The sequence below is a fragment of the Bacillus sp. B19-2 genome (genome assembly GCF_022832475.1).
GTDB lineage: Bacteria > Bacillota > Bacilli > Bacillales > Bacillaceae > Bacillus > Bacillus paralicheniformis.
On the sequence record NZ_JALHKQ010000005.1, the window covers coordinates 136968 to 151815 of the forward strand.

Genomic DNA, 14848 nt, shown 5'->3' on the forward strand with positions numbered 1-14848 from the left:
CTTTAATTGAGGATGACAGGCAGCTCGGCCAGCGATCTAAAGCCGATTAACCTGCGAAATGGAACGTCTGTTGAAGCAAGCTGCAACTTAGGCAGCCGCTCCAACAATGCGGGAATGGCAATTTGCGCTTCGAGCCGCGCTAATGCCGAGCCTAAACATATGTGTGCACCGGCTCCAAAGGCAAGGTGCGGATTCGGTTTTCTCGTGATGTCAAATACATGCGGATTTTGAAATATCTTCGGATCGCGGTTGGCGGCGCCTAAAAGGATGTATACGTGCTCTCCTTTTTTGATGATTTTCCCGTTGATTTCGCAGTCCTCTGACGCGGTGCGCGCTGTCAGCTGTGTCGGACTTTCATAGCGCAGGCATTCTTCGACGGCTGACTCAATCAGCAGCGGATTTTCTTTCAGCGCGCTAAGCTGGCCGGGATGGTTCATGAGCAAAAACAATCCGTTCGTCAAAAGGTTGACCGTCGTCTCGTGCCCGGCAATCACAAGCAGAATGCACGTCGCAAGCACTTCATCTTCGGCGAGCTGCTCATGACCGGCGAATGTGCTGATCAAGTCTTGAGAAGGATGAGCTTTTCGCTTTTCAATCAAATCTTTAAAATACGCCGTCAGCTTGGCAACGGTATCCCCGCCTTTTGCCAGCACCTTTCGTGTGCGGGTCAAATCGATCGTTTGAATGAGATCCGCCGTCCATTGCCTGAATTGATATCTTTCCTCTGCGGGAACGCCAAGCATCCCGGCAATGATAAGACTTGCCAAAGGAAAGGCGAATTCGGACACCATGTCCGCCGTCTTCTTGTTTTCAAGCTGATCGAGCAATTCATGGACGGTTCCTTCTATAACAGGACGGAAAGATGCCGCCTTCTGCGGCATGAATTCTTTGCCGACAATCGTCCGCATCCGCTTATGGCCGGACTCATTTTGAAACAGCATCATATTCCGCTGCAATTCGTGAAGTTGTTCATATTTTGTAGAGGCTTCAGGGAGAGGAACGCGATTTTTAAATGCCGCGTCCCTCAAAATCGCCGCCGCTTCTTCATATCCGGTGACATACCAGCCCGGATGCTTTAAAACGGTTCCTTTATATACAGGATGAACGGACCGGAGTTTATCGTAAAACAGATATGGATCTCTCCAAAAATCCGAATCCGGTTTCAGACGCGGCCCTGCCTCGTACAGTTCTGTCGTCATGTTATATCTCCCCCGTGCTACTGCTGTAAACTGGCTTTCATTTCTTCCACTGATTCGACTTCAAATCCTAAATCATGGAGCATCTTATGGTCCTCTGTTTCATTCTGCCCTGCCGTTGTTAAATAGTCTCCGACGAAGATCGAATTGGCGGCATACAGCCCCAACGGCTGCAAGGAGCGGAGGTTGACTTCGCGCCCCCCTGAAATGCGGATTTCCTTTGTCGGGTTGATAAAGCGGAACAAAGCCAAAACCTTTAAACAATACAGCGGATTCAATTCATTGACCCCTTCCAGCGGAGTCCCGTCGATCGCATGCAAAAAATTAACCGGAATCGAGTCGGCATCAAGCGCCTTTAAGCTTTTCGCCATATCGACGACGTCCTGCTTCGTCTCTTTCATCCCGACAATGACGCCCGAGCATGGGGACATTCCGGATTTTTTGGCTGTTTCCACAGTGTTCACCCTGTCATCATACGTGTGGGACGTTGTAATGTTTGAATGGTTGCTTTTTGATGTATTGATGTTGTGATTGTACCGGTCCACTCCGGCTTCCTTCAGCCGCTCGGCCTGTTCGGGCTTTAGCAGTCCGAGGCATGCGCAGACTTTTAAGCCGTACGTTTCTTTAATTTCTTTAACGGCGCCGACCACTTGATCGACTTCTCTGTTGGACGGGCCCCTGCCGCTCGCCACGATGCAGTACGTTCCGATATTTAAATCGTGCGCACGCTTTGCACCTTCAAGCAGGGTCGTTTTGTCGACCATCCGGTAGCTGTCGATCGGCGCTTTTGATATTGAAGACTGCGAGCAGTAGCCGCAGTTTTCCGGACAAAGGCCGGATTTTGCATTCATAATCATATTGAGCTTTACTTTTTTTCCGTAGTAGCGTTTTCTGATTTGAAATGCGGCATGCATAAGCAGGAGAACGTCGTCATCCGGACATTCCAAGATGGAAAGTGCCTCTTTTTCAGTTACTTCCCCGCCATCCAGCACACGTTCTGCAAGTTCCATCCACTGATTCATGTTTCTGCCCCCATTTGCATTTGATTCATGATGAAGGAAACATCGACATGCTCCTTGATCATGTGATGAATTTGTGTTGATGAAGCGTCTTCAAGCTTCGGTGTAACGCCGAGGAGCGGCACACCGCAAAATCTTTCAATCATGTCCGGGTTCGTCTGTTCGTCAAGTCCGGACCGGCTGCTGATGCCGTTGATCACGATGCCGATCACATGGATCCCCATTTGTTTTGCGTATTGGACGGTTAAATACGTATGGTTGATCGTTCCGAGATTGGGGCGCGCCACAATGACAGCCGGCAAATCGAGCGCTTTGATCAAGTCGCTGACGAAATAATCCTCTCCGAGCGGCACCGCAATCCCGCCTGCCCCTTCGACGATAAAGCAATCGTGCCGATCCTTTATCTTTTTCCAATGGTTCACGGCATCTTCCAGCCCGACGGTCCTCCCTTCGAGCTTCGCAGCTGTGTATGGCGCAAGCGGTTCTTTAAACACAAAAGGCGTGATCTCCTCATCAGCGAGAGATGTTTCAGAGCTGTTCTTCAAAAGTGCTGTATCACTCTGCGGATCGCTAGTGAGCTCACCGCTCAAAAACGGCTTGAACACGCCGACATCAACATGCTGCTCTTTCAACAAAGCGGCAAGGCCGCAAGCGATAAATGTCTTCCCGACTCCCGTATCAGTTCCCGTTACAAAAAAACCCTTCATTTCACCAAGTTCAACTCTCTTCCCACTAATTTAAACCCCTCTAATAGAGCTTCAATATCTCTTAACCTGCGGTCTGCGGTGACAGTCAGCCTGATCCGGCTCTCTCCTTCCGCAACAGTCGGCGGGCGGATGGCCGGGGCATCAATCCCTTTCTCCTTGAGGCCGTTTGCAAATCGAACGGCTTTTAGAGGGTCTCCGATCATAACGGGTATGATCGGCGTATCTTCTCCTTTGACCGTAAACCCGATATCCTCGAGACCCCGTTTGATCGTGTTCACCGATGATTGCAAAAGCCGGCGTTTATCGCGGCTGTCTTCGATGATGTCTAAAGCTTTGCATGCTGCCGCACAGCTTGCGGGCGGGACAGCCGTTTGAAAGATAAACGTTCTCGCATGATTCAGCAAAAAATCGATCAATGGTTTAGAGCCCGCGACGAAGCCGCCTTCCGCGCCTACAGCTTTACTTAACGTGCCGATCACAACATCTGGGGAGACGCCGAAATACTCGCTCGTTCCCCTGCCGGCTTCTCCCAAAACCCCTGTTGCGTGGGCATCATCAACGATGACAAAGGCACGGTACCGCTTGGCAAGGAGCATGATTTCGTCAAGCGGTGCAATCGTACCGTCCATGCTGAACACGCCGTCTGTCACAATAAAGCGGCGTGCACGGCTCTGTGCGGCGCGAAGTTTTTCTTCAAGATCATTCATATCCGTGTGGCGGTAAACAACCGGATCAGCTTTTGAAAGCCGGCAGCCGTCGATGATGCTCGCGTGGTTCAATTGATCGCTTAATATGACGTCTCCTTTTTCAGGCAAAGACGAAAGCACACCGATATTGGCCAAATATCCGCTTGAAAACAAGAGGGCCGCTTCTGTCTGCTTAAAAGCGGCGATTTTCAGCTCCAGTTTTTCATGCCATTCGGTATTGCCGGACGTCAGCCTTGATCCTGTGCTTCCGGCTCCAAAGCGGAGGAGCGCCGTTTCTGCGGCGTGAATCAGCCGTTTGTCGTTCGCAAGACTCAAATAATCGTTTGACGCCCAATTCGCACGTTTTGCTTCCGCGTCAGCTTGAGGCGGTTTAAGCGAGCGGTAAAGCCCGGCTGCCTTCGTCTTTGTGAGCCGGCTGCTGAGCCAATCGTCAATGTGCACGGCCTGTAACCTCTTGAATCGCTTCTTTCATAATCGACACCATGGCGCGCAGGTCATCGGCGGTGCTGGCGTGCGGAGGAAGAAATGCGATAACATCCCCGAGCGGCCTCGTCAGCATGCCAAGCTCTCTCATTTTCAAAGACACCCGGTATCCAATTCGCTCTTCAGGCGGATAAGGCTGCCTCGTTTCTTTCGACTGAACGAGCTCGATCCCGCTCATTAAACCGAGCTGGCGGATGTCACCGACATGAGGGAGCGCTGCCAGATCATGAAAAAGCGATTCCAGTATTTTCGACTTTTCCGCAACTTGAGCGACGATTTTTTCCGATTCGAACAGGCGCAAATTTTCCAGCGCAACGGCACAACCAAGCTGGTTCCCCGTATACGAATGACCGTGGAAAAACGTTTTCAGTTTGTCATAGTCATCATAAAACGCCTGATAAATTTCCTCTGTCGCAAACGTTACGGCGATCGGCAAATAGCCTCCGGTAATGGCCTTTCCAGCCGCCATCAAGTCAGGCTGAACACGTTCATGCTCACAAGCAAACATTTTCCCGGTTCGTCCGAATCCTGTCGCCACTTCATCGACAATCATTAAAACGTCATACTTCGTGCAAAGCTCCCGGACACCTGCCAAATATCCTTCAGGCATCACGATCATCCCCGATGCCCCTTGGACCATCGATTCGACCGACAGCGCGGCGATCTCACCGTGCCGCTCGCTCAGGAGCCGTTCGAGTTCTGCGAGGCATTCATCGCGGCACTCTTCCGGGTTGCCGCTTTTCGAGCGGTATACGTAAGGAACGTTTACCTTAAAGCTTTCAAACATAAGCGGTCCGTATACATGGTGGAAGAGCTCGATCGCACCGACGCTGACAGCGCCGATCGTATCGCCGTGATAGCCGTTTTTCATCGAAATGAATTTTTGTTTCTCAGGCTTGCCGATGTTTTTCCAATATTGAAAGGCCATTTTCAGCGCGATTTCCATTGCTGCAGCGCCGCTGTCCGAATAAAAAACACGCGTCAGCTTTTCCGGCGTGATCTTGATTAACACCTCGGCAAGCTCTGTCGCCGGAACATTTGTCATCCCCAGCAATGTCGAATGAGCGATTTTGCCGAGCTGTTTTTTAATGGCTTCATCCAGTTCCTTCTTGCGATGGCCGTGGACATTGAGCCATACTGAAGAAAATCCGTCATAGTACTCCCTGCCGTCGATATCTTTCAGTTTGATGCCCTCCCCGCTTTCGATGATCAGCGGGTTTTCGTCATAGTCTTTCATTTGGGTAAAAGGCAGCCAAAGATATTGTTTGCTTTTTTCAACGAATGATTGATTCATGATTTACCTCCCGACCTAATGAATACAGGCTGTTTTTCCAAACCGTCTATACAGCTCTTGATATCTGCTAATCCATCAACAAAAAAAATCCGGCAACCGCTCTCGTCTCCATGCTCTTTCATCTTTGTCACCCGCTGATAACCCAGTTTTTTAGCGGCAACATAGCCCGTTATGTAATCAGGGTCATCTGACCAGCATAATTCGGCGACGACGGCCGGGTGCTCACATACCTTTGAAGCGATGGCAAGCGCCTCTTTCAACCGCGGATTTGGCGGCATTCCGCACGAAGCCGCCCATCTTTGAAAATCGGCTTCCGGCCAATCGAGCCGTGAGACGCGCACTCCTTTTTGTTTTCTTCCGTCAATCCTCCGGCCTGAATGAATGTCAAATAAAACGGCGCCCCTTACGTCCGAGTATTCGGCAATGCCTTGAAACGCTTTGTCAATCGCGTTTTCCGGTACGCCGGAGCGGCTGATCAGCTCACGGGCAAGCGCTTGTCCTTCTTCCGCTGATTTTGTTTCATTCGTTTCAATGCGCAATGGCTGAACAAACTTTATCGGTTCGTTTACAAGATCGAAGCGAATTTGCATAAAGTCCGGCTTGCCCCGCGAATGAGACAATGCTTTTTCCAATAAATCGCTGACGGCATCCTTTAAACCGATGAAAGGCGCAAGCCGCTCTCCTCCGGATATGTGTTTTCCCCCCTCTTCATGGGGACCGTTCTCGGAGGCTCTCATTCTCACACTGTAATACGCTTCCCCTTTCATAATTTCATCCCCCCTCTAAACACCGCACTCATATGTTAACCTATAAATGTTTTAAGTTAACACTACAATAAAATATTAGTATTCCTTTCCTGATATGTCAACACGGTGTACAAAACACCGGTTTGTTTGACATAAAAAAAAGACAAAAGAGATCTCTCTTTTGTCTTAATATGGAAGTTCACTTATTTCGCTCTTTCAATCTGCCAATCGAACGGGTCAGATAAAAGCGACCAGTCGTCCGCCATCTCCGAATCTGTCAAAAGGCATCGATCCGCTTCGGCGGTAATTTCTGACGGGGACAGATCCAATCCGATAAAGACGAGCTTTGTGTGACGGTCTCCGAATTCTTCATTCCATTCTTTTAATAGCTCTGGGTTCTGACTGAGGATTTGTTCCTGTTCCGGCTTGGACAGCGCGGCCACCCAATAAGAGATCGGTTCCAGCGACACGGAAGGACCCGCCTGCGACATCAAAAGGGCAAGGCTGTTGCGCGTCGCACACCAGGCGATTCCTTTCGCCCTGACGACGTTTTCCGGCAGCGAATGAATCCAGTTATAAAACCGCTCGGTATGAAAAGGACGGCGCGCTTCGTATACAAACGAAGATATTCCGTATTCTTCAGTCTCAGGCGTATGCTGGTGGTGTCCTTCGTTTAATTCCTTGATCCAGCCTGCTGAACCGCTTGCTTCGTCAAAATTGAAGAGACCAGTGTTTAAGATAGCCTTCGGATCGACTTCTCCTTTGACCGCTCTGATGATGTTTGCTTTAGGCTGCAACGTTTTCAGTACTTTCTCAAGCTTTTCCAGATCTTCCTCAGAGACAAGGTCGCATTTATTCAAAATCAGCACATCACAAAACTCGATTTGATCGATGAGCAGATCGGCGATGTCGCGTTCATCCTCTTCACCGACAGCCTCTTTCCTGTCCAGCAGGCTGTCCCCCGACTGAAAATCGTGCCAAAAACGATTGGCATCGACAACCGTGACCATTGTGTCTAAGCGGCAGAACCGCGTCAAATCAATACCCAATTCTTCGTCGATGTAAGAGAACGTCTGAGCGACCGGGATCGGTTCGCTGATACCGGTCGATTCGATCACGATATAATCGATATTTCCTTGCTTCGCCAGTTGTTCGACTTCAACAAGCAAGTCCTCTCTGAGTGTGCAGCAAATGCAGCCGTTTGACATTTCGACCAGCTTTTCATCCGTCCTCGACAAGCCGCCGCCTTGCTTGACAAGCCCTGCGTCAATGTTGACTTCGCTCATGTCATTAACGATAACAGCGACTTTCAGCCCTTGGCGGTTTTGCAATATGTGATTTAGCAGCGTCGTTTTACCCGCCCCCAGGTATCCGCTTAATACTGTTACAGGAATCTTTTTACTCATTTTTTCATTCTCCTTCCTCTTATCAAATCGTAATTATTACGATTTATATTTTATTTCACCACAATTCATTTAAAAATGCAAAGCGTCAGCTTCCAGATGATCATGATGATCAAAACTGAAACGACTGAAGTGGCCATCTGTTTTCCCATAATGGCTGCCGCCGTTTTCATCCCCAATTCCTTGGCAATTGTCCAAACCGTCACCATGCATGGAGTAAAAGTCGATGCCAAGTAAATGAGCAGAAAGAGCGTTGCCCCCGGCAGCACATCAAGAAGCGCTCCATTCCCTTCATTGAACAAGAGAATGCCGTCTTTCCTGATCAGAGAAAAAACAAGGCCCGGCGCCGCATCCTCTGGAGCGCCGAACAGGCTTAAAACAGGCGAGACAAGCAATGTCACAAGACGGATGACACCGAGTTCATTCAATACTGTCGCCGCCAGGCAAATGATGAGAAAAATCGGCATCGCCTGAAAGATAAATTGCTGAAGCACTTCTTTTACTCGAAAGACGATCCCTTTCCAGGACGGCATCTGCAAAAACGTTTGCCGGTGCTCGAAGTAAGCGGCCCATTTCGGATCGATCGGATACCATATCCGGTTATGAGCGGCTGCTGCGGCAACAAGAACAGCGAGGTAAGGGATAAACAGCCACTCCCTTCCCGCAGCATGGAAAATCGACAGAGTCGCACCGATTTGATAGCTGCACGCTGATCCGAAAGAAATAAATGATACACAACGCTTTCTCGTACACATGCTGCACGACCGCGTCTGCTGAACGGCAACGACATTGCAGCCAAATCCGGTCAAAAGCGGAACTAAATCACGGCCGTTCAGACCAATCTTCCGCATCAGCGGGTCCAATGAATCGACGATCCGGTCCTTTAAACCCGAATCATCTGCTGCCGCATTTGCTATAGACATAAACAAAACGACAGGAAACGCCCAAACAAACGAGTAAATGCCAAGGGATAACAGGCCATAATTCCCCGCCAATGCCGCGCTCAGCCATGACGGCAAGCCGCCGACCGCATTTTGGAGCGGTTCAACCGCCCATTTGTCCGCGTATTGCTGCATCCACTCTGATGTATGATAAGCCAATACGATCGGCGCCATAAATAACAAACATAAAAATGCAGTGCTCAAAACAGGCCCAACTACGGGACGATGAAACACAAACTGCTGAACAGCCACACTTTCAAGTTCAATCTGTTTCATCCGCCTCCGTTTCAGCGGATGAAATTCAGCCTCTTTTCTTAAAAAAGCGATGATCCGCTCTTTTTTATCGTCTGTCACAGTTCTCGTATCAACCAGCAGGACCGGGAGACTGTTCTTCGCGACCTGCTCAGAAAGCGTCCGGCGCATGGCGTCCGTCATTTTATCCTGAAACGTAACGATAAAGCAGACGCGCCTGGCATCCGGCGGAATCAGCTCCAAGACCGCGTTCAGCTCTTCCGAAAAATGGGTGCCGCGCAAGACGGCAACCACCTCATCAGCCTTTTCGATCTCTTTTTTCAGCGCTCTTTTCGACACGCTATCATCCTCGCGAATGCCCGGTGTATCAATGGCTTGCCAGCCCGGAAGGCTTTTGATCTCCCGTTCAGCCGCAAATATCGTCGATCCTTTCACATTGGCTGCTTCGCCTGCTCTCTGATCGGTGATCGCGGAAAAAAGCGTTGTTTTTCCGACCGATTCGAGTCCGATGAAGAGCATGCGCTGCCGCCGCGTTGGCTCTTTCAGCATTCACACTGCACCTCACAGCAGCTCAAATCCGTGAGAAACATTTGATTTTCCCTGTATTCTGTCAGCACCTTTTCATCGATCGAAAACTTTCGTTTGTTCAGCAAATGCTCGGCGATGACGGCGAATCGCTGCCTGAATTTATAAATGAAACAAAAGACGGCGTTTTGGTGCTGAACGCTCGGCCCGATTAAATAAAGACCGTCCGTCACGGTCGACATATCTTCATTCGTTAAAAGCGGTTTGCCGTTCTCGCCCCATTCAAACAAATGCTCGATTTGTTTTGCCCCGGAATGAAAGCCTGTCGCGATAATCGGCCGTGTTTCCGAGCGGATTTTCCTCCCGTCTGACAAATATAAATCATAGGCTGGTCCGTTTTTCGCCAGTTTTTCTACCAGGGCTTTTTCCAAAAACTGAACCTTTCCTTTTTCATACGCATCTTCAAGACGCTCCCAAGTGTAAGGTGAAAGCGATCTGCTCGGATCGGCTTCAGCGTTTTCGCTGAGCGAATTCGGCATCACAACCGTCACATCGCTGCCATAGGACGCCAGTGCAACGGCCGCATCCATTGCGCTTTCATAGCCGCCTACCACGTAATAATGGGCTTTTTCAAATTGGCTCCATCTGGCGACCTTGCTGTTGTGGATGCCAATCTCTGCACCATGAAACGAATATTTCGGAAATTGGAATTCACCGGCTCCCCAAATAACGTCTTTAGCCTTCATCGTGCCTTTATTAGTTTCAACTGAAAAACCGCCGTCGTCTTTATGAACGCTGCGAACCGATGTGCCTTCTTGAATTGGAAGCTGAAAATGATCGGCCAAAAGCGTCAAATAATCTCCATACTCCCGCCCGCTTAAGTGCTCGCGGTGAAAAGTAAAGGCAGGGGATGTTCCCGGAGCAACAGCATTTAAATCCAAAGCCCCGAATCCCTGCCCGGTAAAGGACGGTGTGATCAGTTTCATTTCTTCAGGCCAGCTTCGGAATGAAGCTCCTGCACGGTCCTTTTCCAAAATCGTAAACGATTGAAAACCGAGTTTTTTCAGAACGATCCCCATTCCAATACCTGCGGGTCCCGCTCCAACAATGACGATTTCGCTATGCTGCAAAACAACCACTCCCTAAACGAAATCATTTCGATTTAAATTGCATGCTTTAGACATGACCACTTGATTTTATCACAGCATTCCCTCAAAATAAATAGGAACTATTTCGATTTACTACAGAAAGGGGTCTCATCAATGGAACGCAAACTGCATTTGCCCGCAAAACCCGAACGCCACCGCCGCTTCGGATCTGTCGAAGCCGTGAAAGGAATAAAACCGACCGCTAAAGAACAGATGAAGGATATTCAAAACACACCGGACGACTATTTTTTTGACATTGACCATGTCGGTGTCTCAAACGTCTCGCATCCGATTTTGATTGCCTCCTCGCTCAAGCCGCTCACACAAACGACGATCGGCGCTTTTTCCTTTACGACGAGCCTTGCGCGCGGCCGCAAAGGAATCAATATGAGCCGCCTGACAGAACAGCTGCAGCGCTATTACGAAGCAAACTGGACGGTTGACGTCCATACACTGAAAGATTTTGCAAAGGATTTAGCCGACAAGATGGAACAGCAAAGCGCATCCGTCTCCGTCAGTTTTCCATGGTATTTCGAACGCATCAGCCCGGAAACCAAATTGTCCGGACTGATGCACGCCGATATTCATATGACAGTCTCTTATCATGAAAATAAAGGCTTTTCACAAACCGCCGGCATCACCGCCCATGTGACGACGCTCTGCCCGTGTTCAAAAGAAATCAGCGAATACAGCGCCCATAACCAGCGCGGCATGATCAAGATCACCGCGCATATCAATGAACAGGCGGAGATGCCGGACGATTTCAAAACCGAGCTTCTTGCCGCAGCGGAAACGAACGCAAGCGCAAAGCTCCATCCCGTCTTAAAAAGGCCCGATGAAAAGAGAGTAACTGAACAGGCTTATGAGAATCCAAGATTTGTAGAAGACGTCATCCGCTTAACGGCTGCTGACTTATACGAAATGGACTGGATCTCCGCCTTTGAGATCGAATGCCGGAACGAAGAATCGATTCACATGCATGATGCCGTGGCACGGCTGTCGTTTTCCAAAATATAAATTAAAAAGAGCTGCCGGTTTTTCCGGCAGCCTCGATCCTTATGCAGCTTTCGATTGATTCAGGGCCTGGCTGTTTTTAAACAGGAGCATTGAAAAAAGGTATAATACCGATGTAAACAGACAAACCGCGAAAAACCCTCCGAATTGGGAATATAACAGCCCGGCTGTCGAAGCTCCGGCCGTTTGTCCTATGTACATACAGGAGTTCGCCAATGAAGCGATCGTCCCTCTCGCCTGAGACGATAGGTTTTGCAGAAGGCTCATCATTAATGTGAAAACGATGCCTGTAATAAAGAACATGATAAAAAAGCTGGCCTCAGCAAACGAAAGCTGTTTCGTCTGTGAAAGAATGACATACAAAAATGCCAAAAACGCAATTCCTGCATACAAGGAATAAGCTCTTCCCAACCTTGTTGTAAAGTGTACGCCCAATGTACTCCCAAGCAAATTCCCCAACCCCAGAATGAGCATCGCCGTTCCGATTTGACTGACATTTAATTGAAAATCGTCCGCTAGCCATGTACCCAGGAAAGAGAATGCCGCAAAGTTCCCCGTTTGAAAGATAAAATAAGCAAAAAATGTTTTAAACACCTTAGGTTCCTTTAACAGCATCCTGTAACGTGCAGTAATCGAAATATTCCCCTGCGACTTCTGACTCGGATTCAAATCCGGCAAAAACAGACGAATTAACCATACAAAGAAAAATGAACAAATACCGAGAATAAAAAATGGAACCGACCAATGAATCGATGCTAAATAACCGCCAATCGGCAAGCCTAGCATCTGGGAAACAGATAAGCCCGCCGCTGCGACCCCCATACTTTTCACCATTCTCTCTTTAGGAACGAGATTTGGAATAGATGCCCAAATTTGCGGAGTGACAAAAGCAGCGCTGACTCCTGCCATAAAACGCAGGAAAATCATGACCCAAAAATCAGGGGCAAGCCCGCATAAAAAAGTGCTCGCTCCGAAAGCGGTCATCCCCCAAGTCATCACCGTTTTCCGATTTAACCCGTCAGAAACAGGGCCGGCAATTAAAGCAAACAAAGCATAGCCCAATGCATATGCACTCACAAGCCAGCCGGACATTTCCAAAGGAATGCCGTAAAGTTCCCTTAATGTCGGCAGTAAGGGAGAGATTAAAAATGTATCCGTTCCAATCATAAACATCATCCCAAAAAAAAGTGGAAGCACCTTTTTCAATGATTGTCATCCTTTCGCGGTTTTTAGGAAAGCATCGTATCCTGAAACCTTTATTCTATTGTTCGAATATATTCGAACAATAGAATAATAGCATGCGATATGGTATAATACAAATCATAAGTATATTTAGAACAAGGAAGGTGAATCACATTGAGGACACTTTACCATCCAAACCGCCCTGACATCAGTTTATCCGCTGTTCTTTACGCCCTCAGTGATCAAATCAGACTTCAAATTATAAAAAATCTCGCAGAAGCCGGCGAACAATCGTGCAGCGCTGTCAACGTCCCCATTCCGAAATCAACCCTGTCTCATCACTTTAAAGTCCTTAGGGAATCGGGAGTCATTCATACAAGAATAGAAGGAACACAACGGTTTATTTCGCTTCGCCAAGAGGACTTGGACAGCCGTTTTCCGGGGTTGCTTCAAATCGTTTTACAGGCAGACGAACCGTTGTAAGCTGCCGGGTTCTTCCCGGCAGCTTCGATTTATTTCTCTTTCCGCACGTATTCAATATCCTCCCGATACTGGCTGTACCCCTCTTGATACTCCATAACCCGCGCCGTTTCTTCTATGAAGCTTTCATCATACCCCGCTCTTCTCAATAAGTGAAAGCCCATTTCCATGCCTGATGCAATTCCCCCGGCTGTGATGATCCGTCCGCTGTCGACGATTCTCGCCCGGCTGACGCGGCAGGCCGGCGCGATGTCCGCCAAGCGGTCGATCGGAACTTGCCCCATCTCTGACGCCTCAAGCCGATCCGGCTCTTTCCGGCTTGTGGCAGAAAGCCCGTCTAAGAGCCCCATCCGTCCGTAAATCCATGAACCTGTACATACGCTCACCAAAATCGTCGACTCAGGCAGAGAGCGGATGAACTGATGCAGCCGTTTGTTGTTGGTCTCCTGTCGTGTGCCGAAACCGCCCGGAATTAGGAAAGCATCCATATCAGGCTGGTCATTGAAACTGTAATTCGGATGAACGGTAAGCCCGGCTTGCGTCTGAACCGGTTTCATCGCATCCGCCACAAGAAAGGCGTCCAGTTCAGGATCGAGCCTCCTCGCCACTGAAAACACCCCGTACGGGGCAGCATAGTCGATAATTTCAGCATCCTTGAAAATGTACACACCAAGTCTGAATCCTCTCGTTCTTTTCATTGTTTTCCTCCTCAATTTTTCTTTTATTCTTGCAAAACCTACGATATCATGGAGAGAGCCATTTTACTTATGAATGATTACGATAGAAATCATTTTGATTTCCGATAGCAAGGAGATGACAATCTATGATTGAGCTTTTAGAGGGTAAATTTTTTAAAACCTTCATCGCCGTCATGGAAGAAAAAAACTTCAGCCGCGCCGCTGATCGGCTGGGATATGTACAGTCGACAGTCACCAGCCATATTCAGCTTTTGGAGCAGGCTTGTGGACAGCGTTTGTTTCACCGGCTGTCAAGAGGTGTGAAGCCGACACCGGCCGGTTTGAAGCTAAGCAAATATGCCTATCAATTTATTCATTTAGGCAGCACCTTGGAAGAAGCGATGAATGAACTGGATCAGCCGCAAGGAACCGTCCGCATCCGCATGCAGGAATCGTTTTTTCTGACGCGCACGGCTCCCCTGATCCAGGATTTTCTTAAAGAATATCCAAAGATCAGATTACAATTGGAAAGCGGGTTCCAGCACGATATCGTTCAGCAGGTGCTGAACCATGCCGTCGATTTCGGAATCGTACCGCAAAATCCGAATAGGCCCGACATCCTTTTTACCCCTTTGCTCGAAGAAAAGCTGGTGTTCATCGCTTCCAATGATCTCGCTGAAAAGATTGAATCTGAGAGCCTTGGCGCTCTTAGCCGTGAAACATTCATCAGCTTCGGCACAAGCTGCGTCTACCACACAAAAGCGGGCAGATTATTGCAAGATGCCGGGATTGAAGGAAACAGCGCCCTGGAATACCCAAGCATCGCCATGATCAAAGAGGCGGTAAAATGCGGCATCGGCTTTGCCTTCATTCCTGAAATCGCCGTCAAACAAGAACTTGAAGCCAAGCAATTCAAACTGCTGCCTGTGACTGCCCCGATTGTCTCCACCCACGGGCTCATCGTCCATCAAGACAGAGAGCTGAGTCTGGCGGCGTCTTTATTAAAGGAAAAAGTAACCGGCGATTTTTGTAACAAAGCTGAAAAAAGCCCGGCAAATTAAAAACTGCCGGGAT

General features: G+C 48.8%; 14 protein-coding genes. 3 read left to right on the top strand and 11 right to left on the bottom strand.

Features of this window, described 5'->3' with window-relative positions; genetic code table 11:
- Positions 1-2 precede the first annotated feature (2 nt).
- The 9 genes from MST20_RS18430 to MST20_RS18470 all read right to left on the bottom strand — a co-directional run bounded on the left by MST20_RS18430 (position 3) and on the right by MST20_RS18470 (position 10403).
- The gene (locus MST20_RS18430; RefSeq protein WP_243944036.1) at positions 3-1199 is read right to left on the bottom strand and encodes a cytochrome P450; all 1197 of its coding nucleotides are present in this window, start codon (positions 1197-1199) and stop codon (positions 3-5) included.
- Between the two features lie 17 nt (positions 1200-1216).
- Positions 1217-2218, bottom strand: a complete 1002-nt coding sequence (bioB, locus tag MST20_RS18435; RefSeq protein WP_243944038.1) for a biotin synthase BioB — start codon at positions 2216-2218, stop codon at positions 1217-1219.
- On the bottom strand, positions 2215-2922 hold the full coding sequence (gene bioD, locus MST20_RS18440) for a dethiobiotin synthase (RefSeq protein WP_243944040.1): 708 nt from the start codon (positions 2920-2922) through the stop codon (positions 2215-2217). The genes bioB and bioD overlap by 4 nt, the downstream gene beginning before the upstream one ends.
- The gene (gene bioF, locus MST20_RS18445; RefSeq protein ID WP_243944042.1) at positions 2919-4070 is read right to left on the bottom strand and encodes an 8-amino-7-oxononanoate synthase; all 1152 of its coding nucleotides are present in this window, start codon (positions 4068-4070) and stop codon (positions 2919-2921) included. Before bioF ends, bioD begins: the two co-directional genes overlap by 4 nt.
- Positions 4060-5406, bottom strand: a complete 1347-nt coding sequence (bioA, locus tag MST20_RS18450) for an adenosylmethionine--8-amino-7-oxononanoate transaminase (protein ID WP_243944044.1) — start codon at positions 5404-5406, stop codon at positions 4060-4062. Before bioA ends, bioF begins: the two co-directional genes overlap by 11 nt.
- Positions 5403-6173 carry a 6-carboxyhexanoate--CoA ligase gene (gene bioW, locus MST20_RS18455; RefSeq protein ID WP_243944046.1) on the bottom strand — a complete coding sequence of 257 codons (771 nt, stop codon included), beginning with the start codon at positions 6171-6173 and terminating at the stop codon, positions 5403-5405. Before bioW ends, bioA begins: the two co-directional genes overlap by 4 nt.
- Before the next feature lie 182 nt (positions 6174-6355).
- Positions 6356-7558 carry a GTP-binding protein gene (locus MST20_RS18460; protein ID WP_243944048.1) on the bottom strand — a complete coding sequence of 401 codons (1203 nt, stop codon included), beginning with the start codon at positions 7556-7558 and terminating at the stop codon, positions 6356-6358.
- 65 nt (positions 7559-7623) lie between these two features.
- Positions 7624-9297, bottom strand: coding sequence for a nucleoside recognition domain-containing protein (locus MST20_RS18465; RefSeq protein WP_243944050.1), 1674 nt, complete (start codon positions 9295-9297; stop codon positions 7624-7626).
- Positions 9291-10403, bottom strand: a complete 1113-nt coding sequence (locus MST20_RS18470; RefSeq protein WP_243944052.1) for an NAD(P)/FAD-dependent oxidoreductase — start codon at positions 10401-10403, stop codon at positions 9291-9293. Before MST20_RS18470 ends, MST20_RS18465 begins: the two co-directional genes overlap by 7 nt.
- A 132-nt stretch (positions 10404-10535) precedes the next feature.
- Between MST20_RS18470 and folE2 the strand changes: the two genes are divergently transcribed.
- Positions 10536-11438 carry a GTP cyclohydrolase FolE2 gene (folE2, locus tag MST20_RS18475; RefSeq protein ID WP_243944054.1) on the top strand — a complete coding sequence of 301 codons (903 nt, stop codon included), beginning with the start codon at positions 10536-10538 and terminating at the stop codon, positions 11436-11438.
- 39 nt (positions 11439-11477) lie between these two features.
- On the opposite strand, the gene MST20_RS18480 is transcribed toward folE2, so the two are convergent.
- Complete coding sequence (locus MST20_RS18480) at positions 11478-12641, bottom strand: MFS transporter (RefSeq protein ID WP_243944056.1); 1164 nt, start codon at positions 12639-12641, stop codon at positions 11478-11480.
- Positions 12642-12791: 150 nt separating this feature from the next.
- Here MST20_RS18480 and MST20_RS18485 point away from each other — a divergent pair, with 150 nt between their 5' ends.
- The gene (locus MST20_RS18485) at positions 12792-13100 is read left to right on the top strand and encodes an ArsR/SmtB family transcription factor (RefSeq protein ID WP_096747950.1); all 309 of its coding nucleotides are present in this window, start codon (positions 12792-12794) and stop codon (positions 13098-13100) included.
- Between the two features lie 29 nt (positions 13101-13129).
- On the opposite strand, the gene MST20_RS18490 is transcribed toward MST20_RS18485, so the two are convergent.
- Positions 13130-13795 (bottom strand): DJ-1/PfpI family protein, encoded by a 666-nt coding sequence (locus MST20_RS18490; protein ID WP_243944058.1) that lies wholly within the window; start codon positions 13793-13795, stop codon positions 13130-13132.
- 125 nt (positions 13796-13920) lie between these two features.
- Between MST20_RS18490 and MST20_RS18495 the strand changes: the two genes are divergently transcribed.
- The gene (locus tag MST20_RS18495) at positions 13921-14835 is read left to right on the top strand and encodes a LysR family transcriptional regulator (protein WP_243944059.1); all 915 of its coding nucleotides are present in this window, start codon (positions 13921-13923) and stop codon (positions 14833-14835) included.
- Positions 14836-14848 lie beyond the last annotated feature (13 nt).

Coding starts and splice junctions, on each gene's coding strand:
- MST20_RS18430 (WP_243944036.1), bottom strand. CDS start 1,199: ATGACGACAGAACTGTACGAGGCAGGGCCGCGTCTGAAACCGGATTCG.
- bioB (WP_243944038.1), bottom strand. CDS start 2,218: ATGAATCAGTGGATGGAACTTGCAGAACGTGTGCTGGATGGCGGGGAA.
- bioD (WP_243944040.1), bottom strand. CDS start 2,922: ATGAAGGGTTTTTTTGTAACGGGAACTGATACGGGAGTCGGGAAGACA.
- bioA (WP_243944044.1), bottom strand. CDS start 5,406: ATGAATCAATCATTCGTTGAAAAAAGCAAACAATATCTTTGGCTGCCT.
- bioW (WP_243944046.1), bottom strand. CDS start 6,173: ATGAAAGGGGAAGCGTATTACAGTGTGAGAATGAGAGCCTCCGAGAAC.
- MST20_RS18460 (WP_243944048.1), bottom strand. CDS start 7,558: ATGAGTAAAAAGATTCCTGTAACAGTATTAAGCGGATACCTGGGGGCG.
- MST20_RS18465 (WP_243944050.1), bottom strand. CDS start 9,297: ATGCTGAAAGAGCCAACGCGGCGGCAGCGCATGCTCTTCATCGGACTC.
- folE2 (WP_243944054.1), top strand. CDS start 10,536: ATGGAACGCAAACTGCATTTGCCCGCAAAACCCGAACGCCACCGCCGC.
- MST20_RS18490 (WP_243944058.1), bottom strand. CDS start 13,795: ATGAAAAGAACGAGAGGATTCAGACTTGGTGTGTACATTTTCAAGGAT.
- MST20_RS18495 (WP_243944059.1), top strand. CDS start 13,921: ATGATTGAGCTTTTAGAGGGTAAATTTTTTAAAACCTTCATCGCCGTC.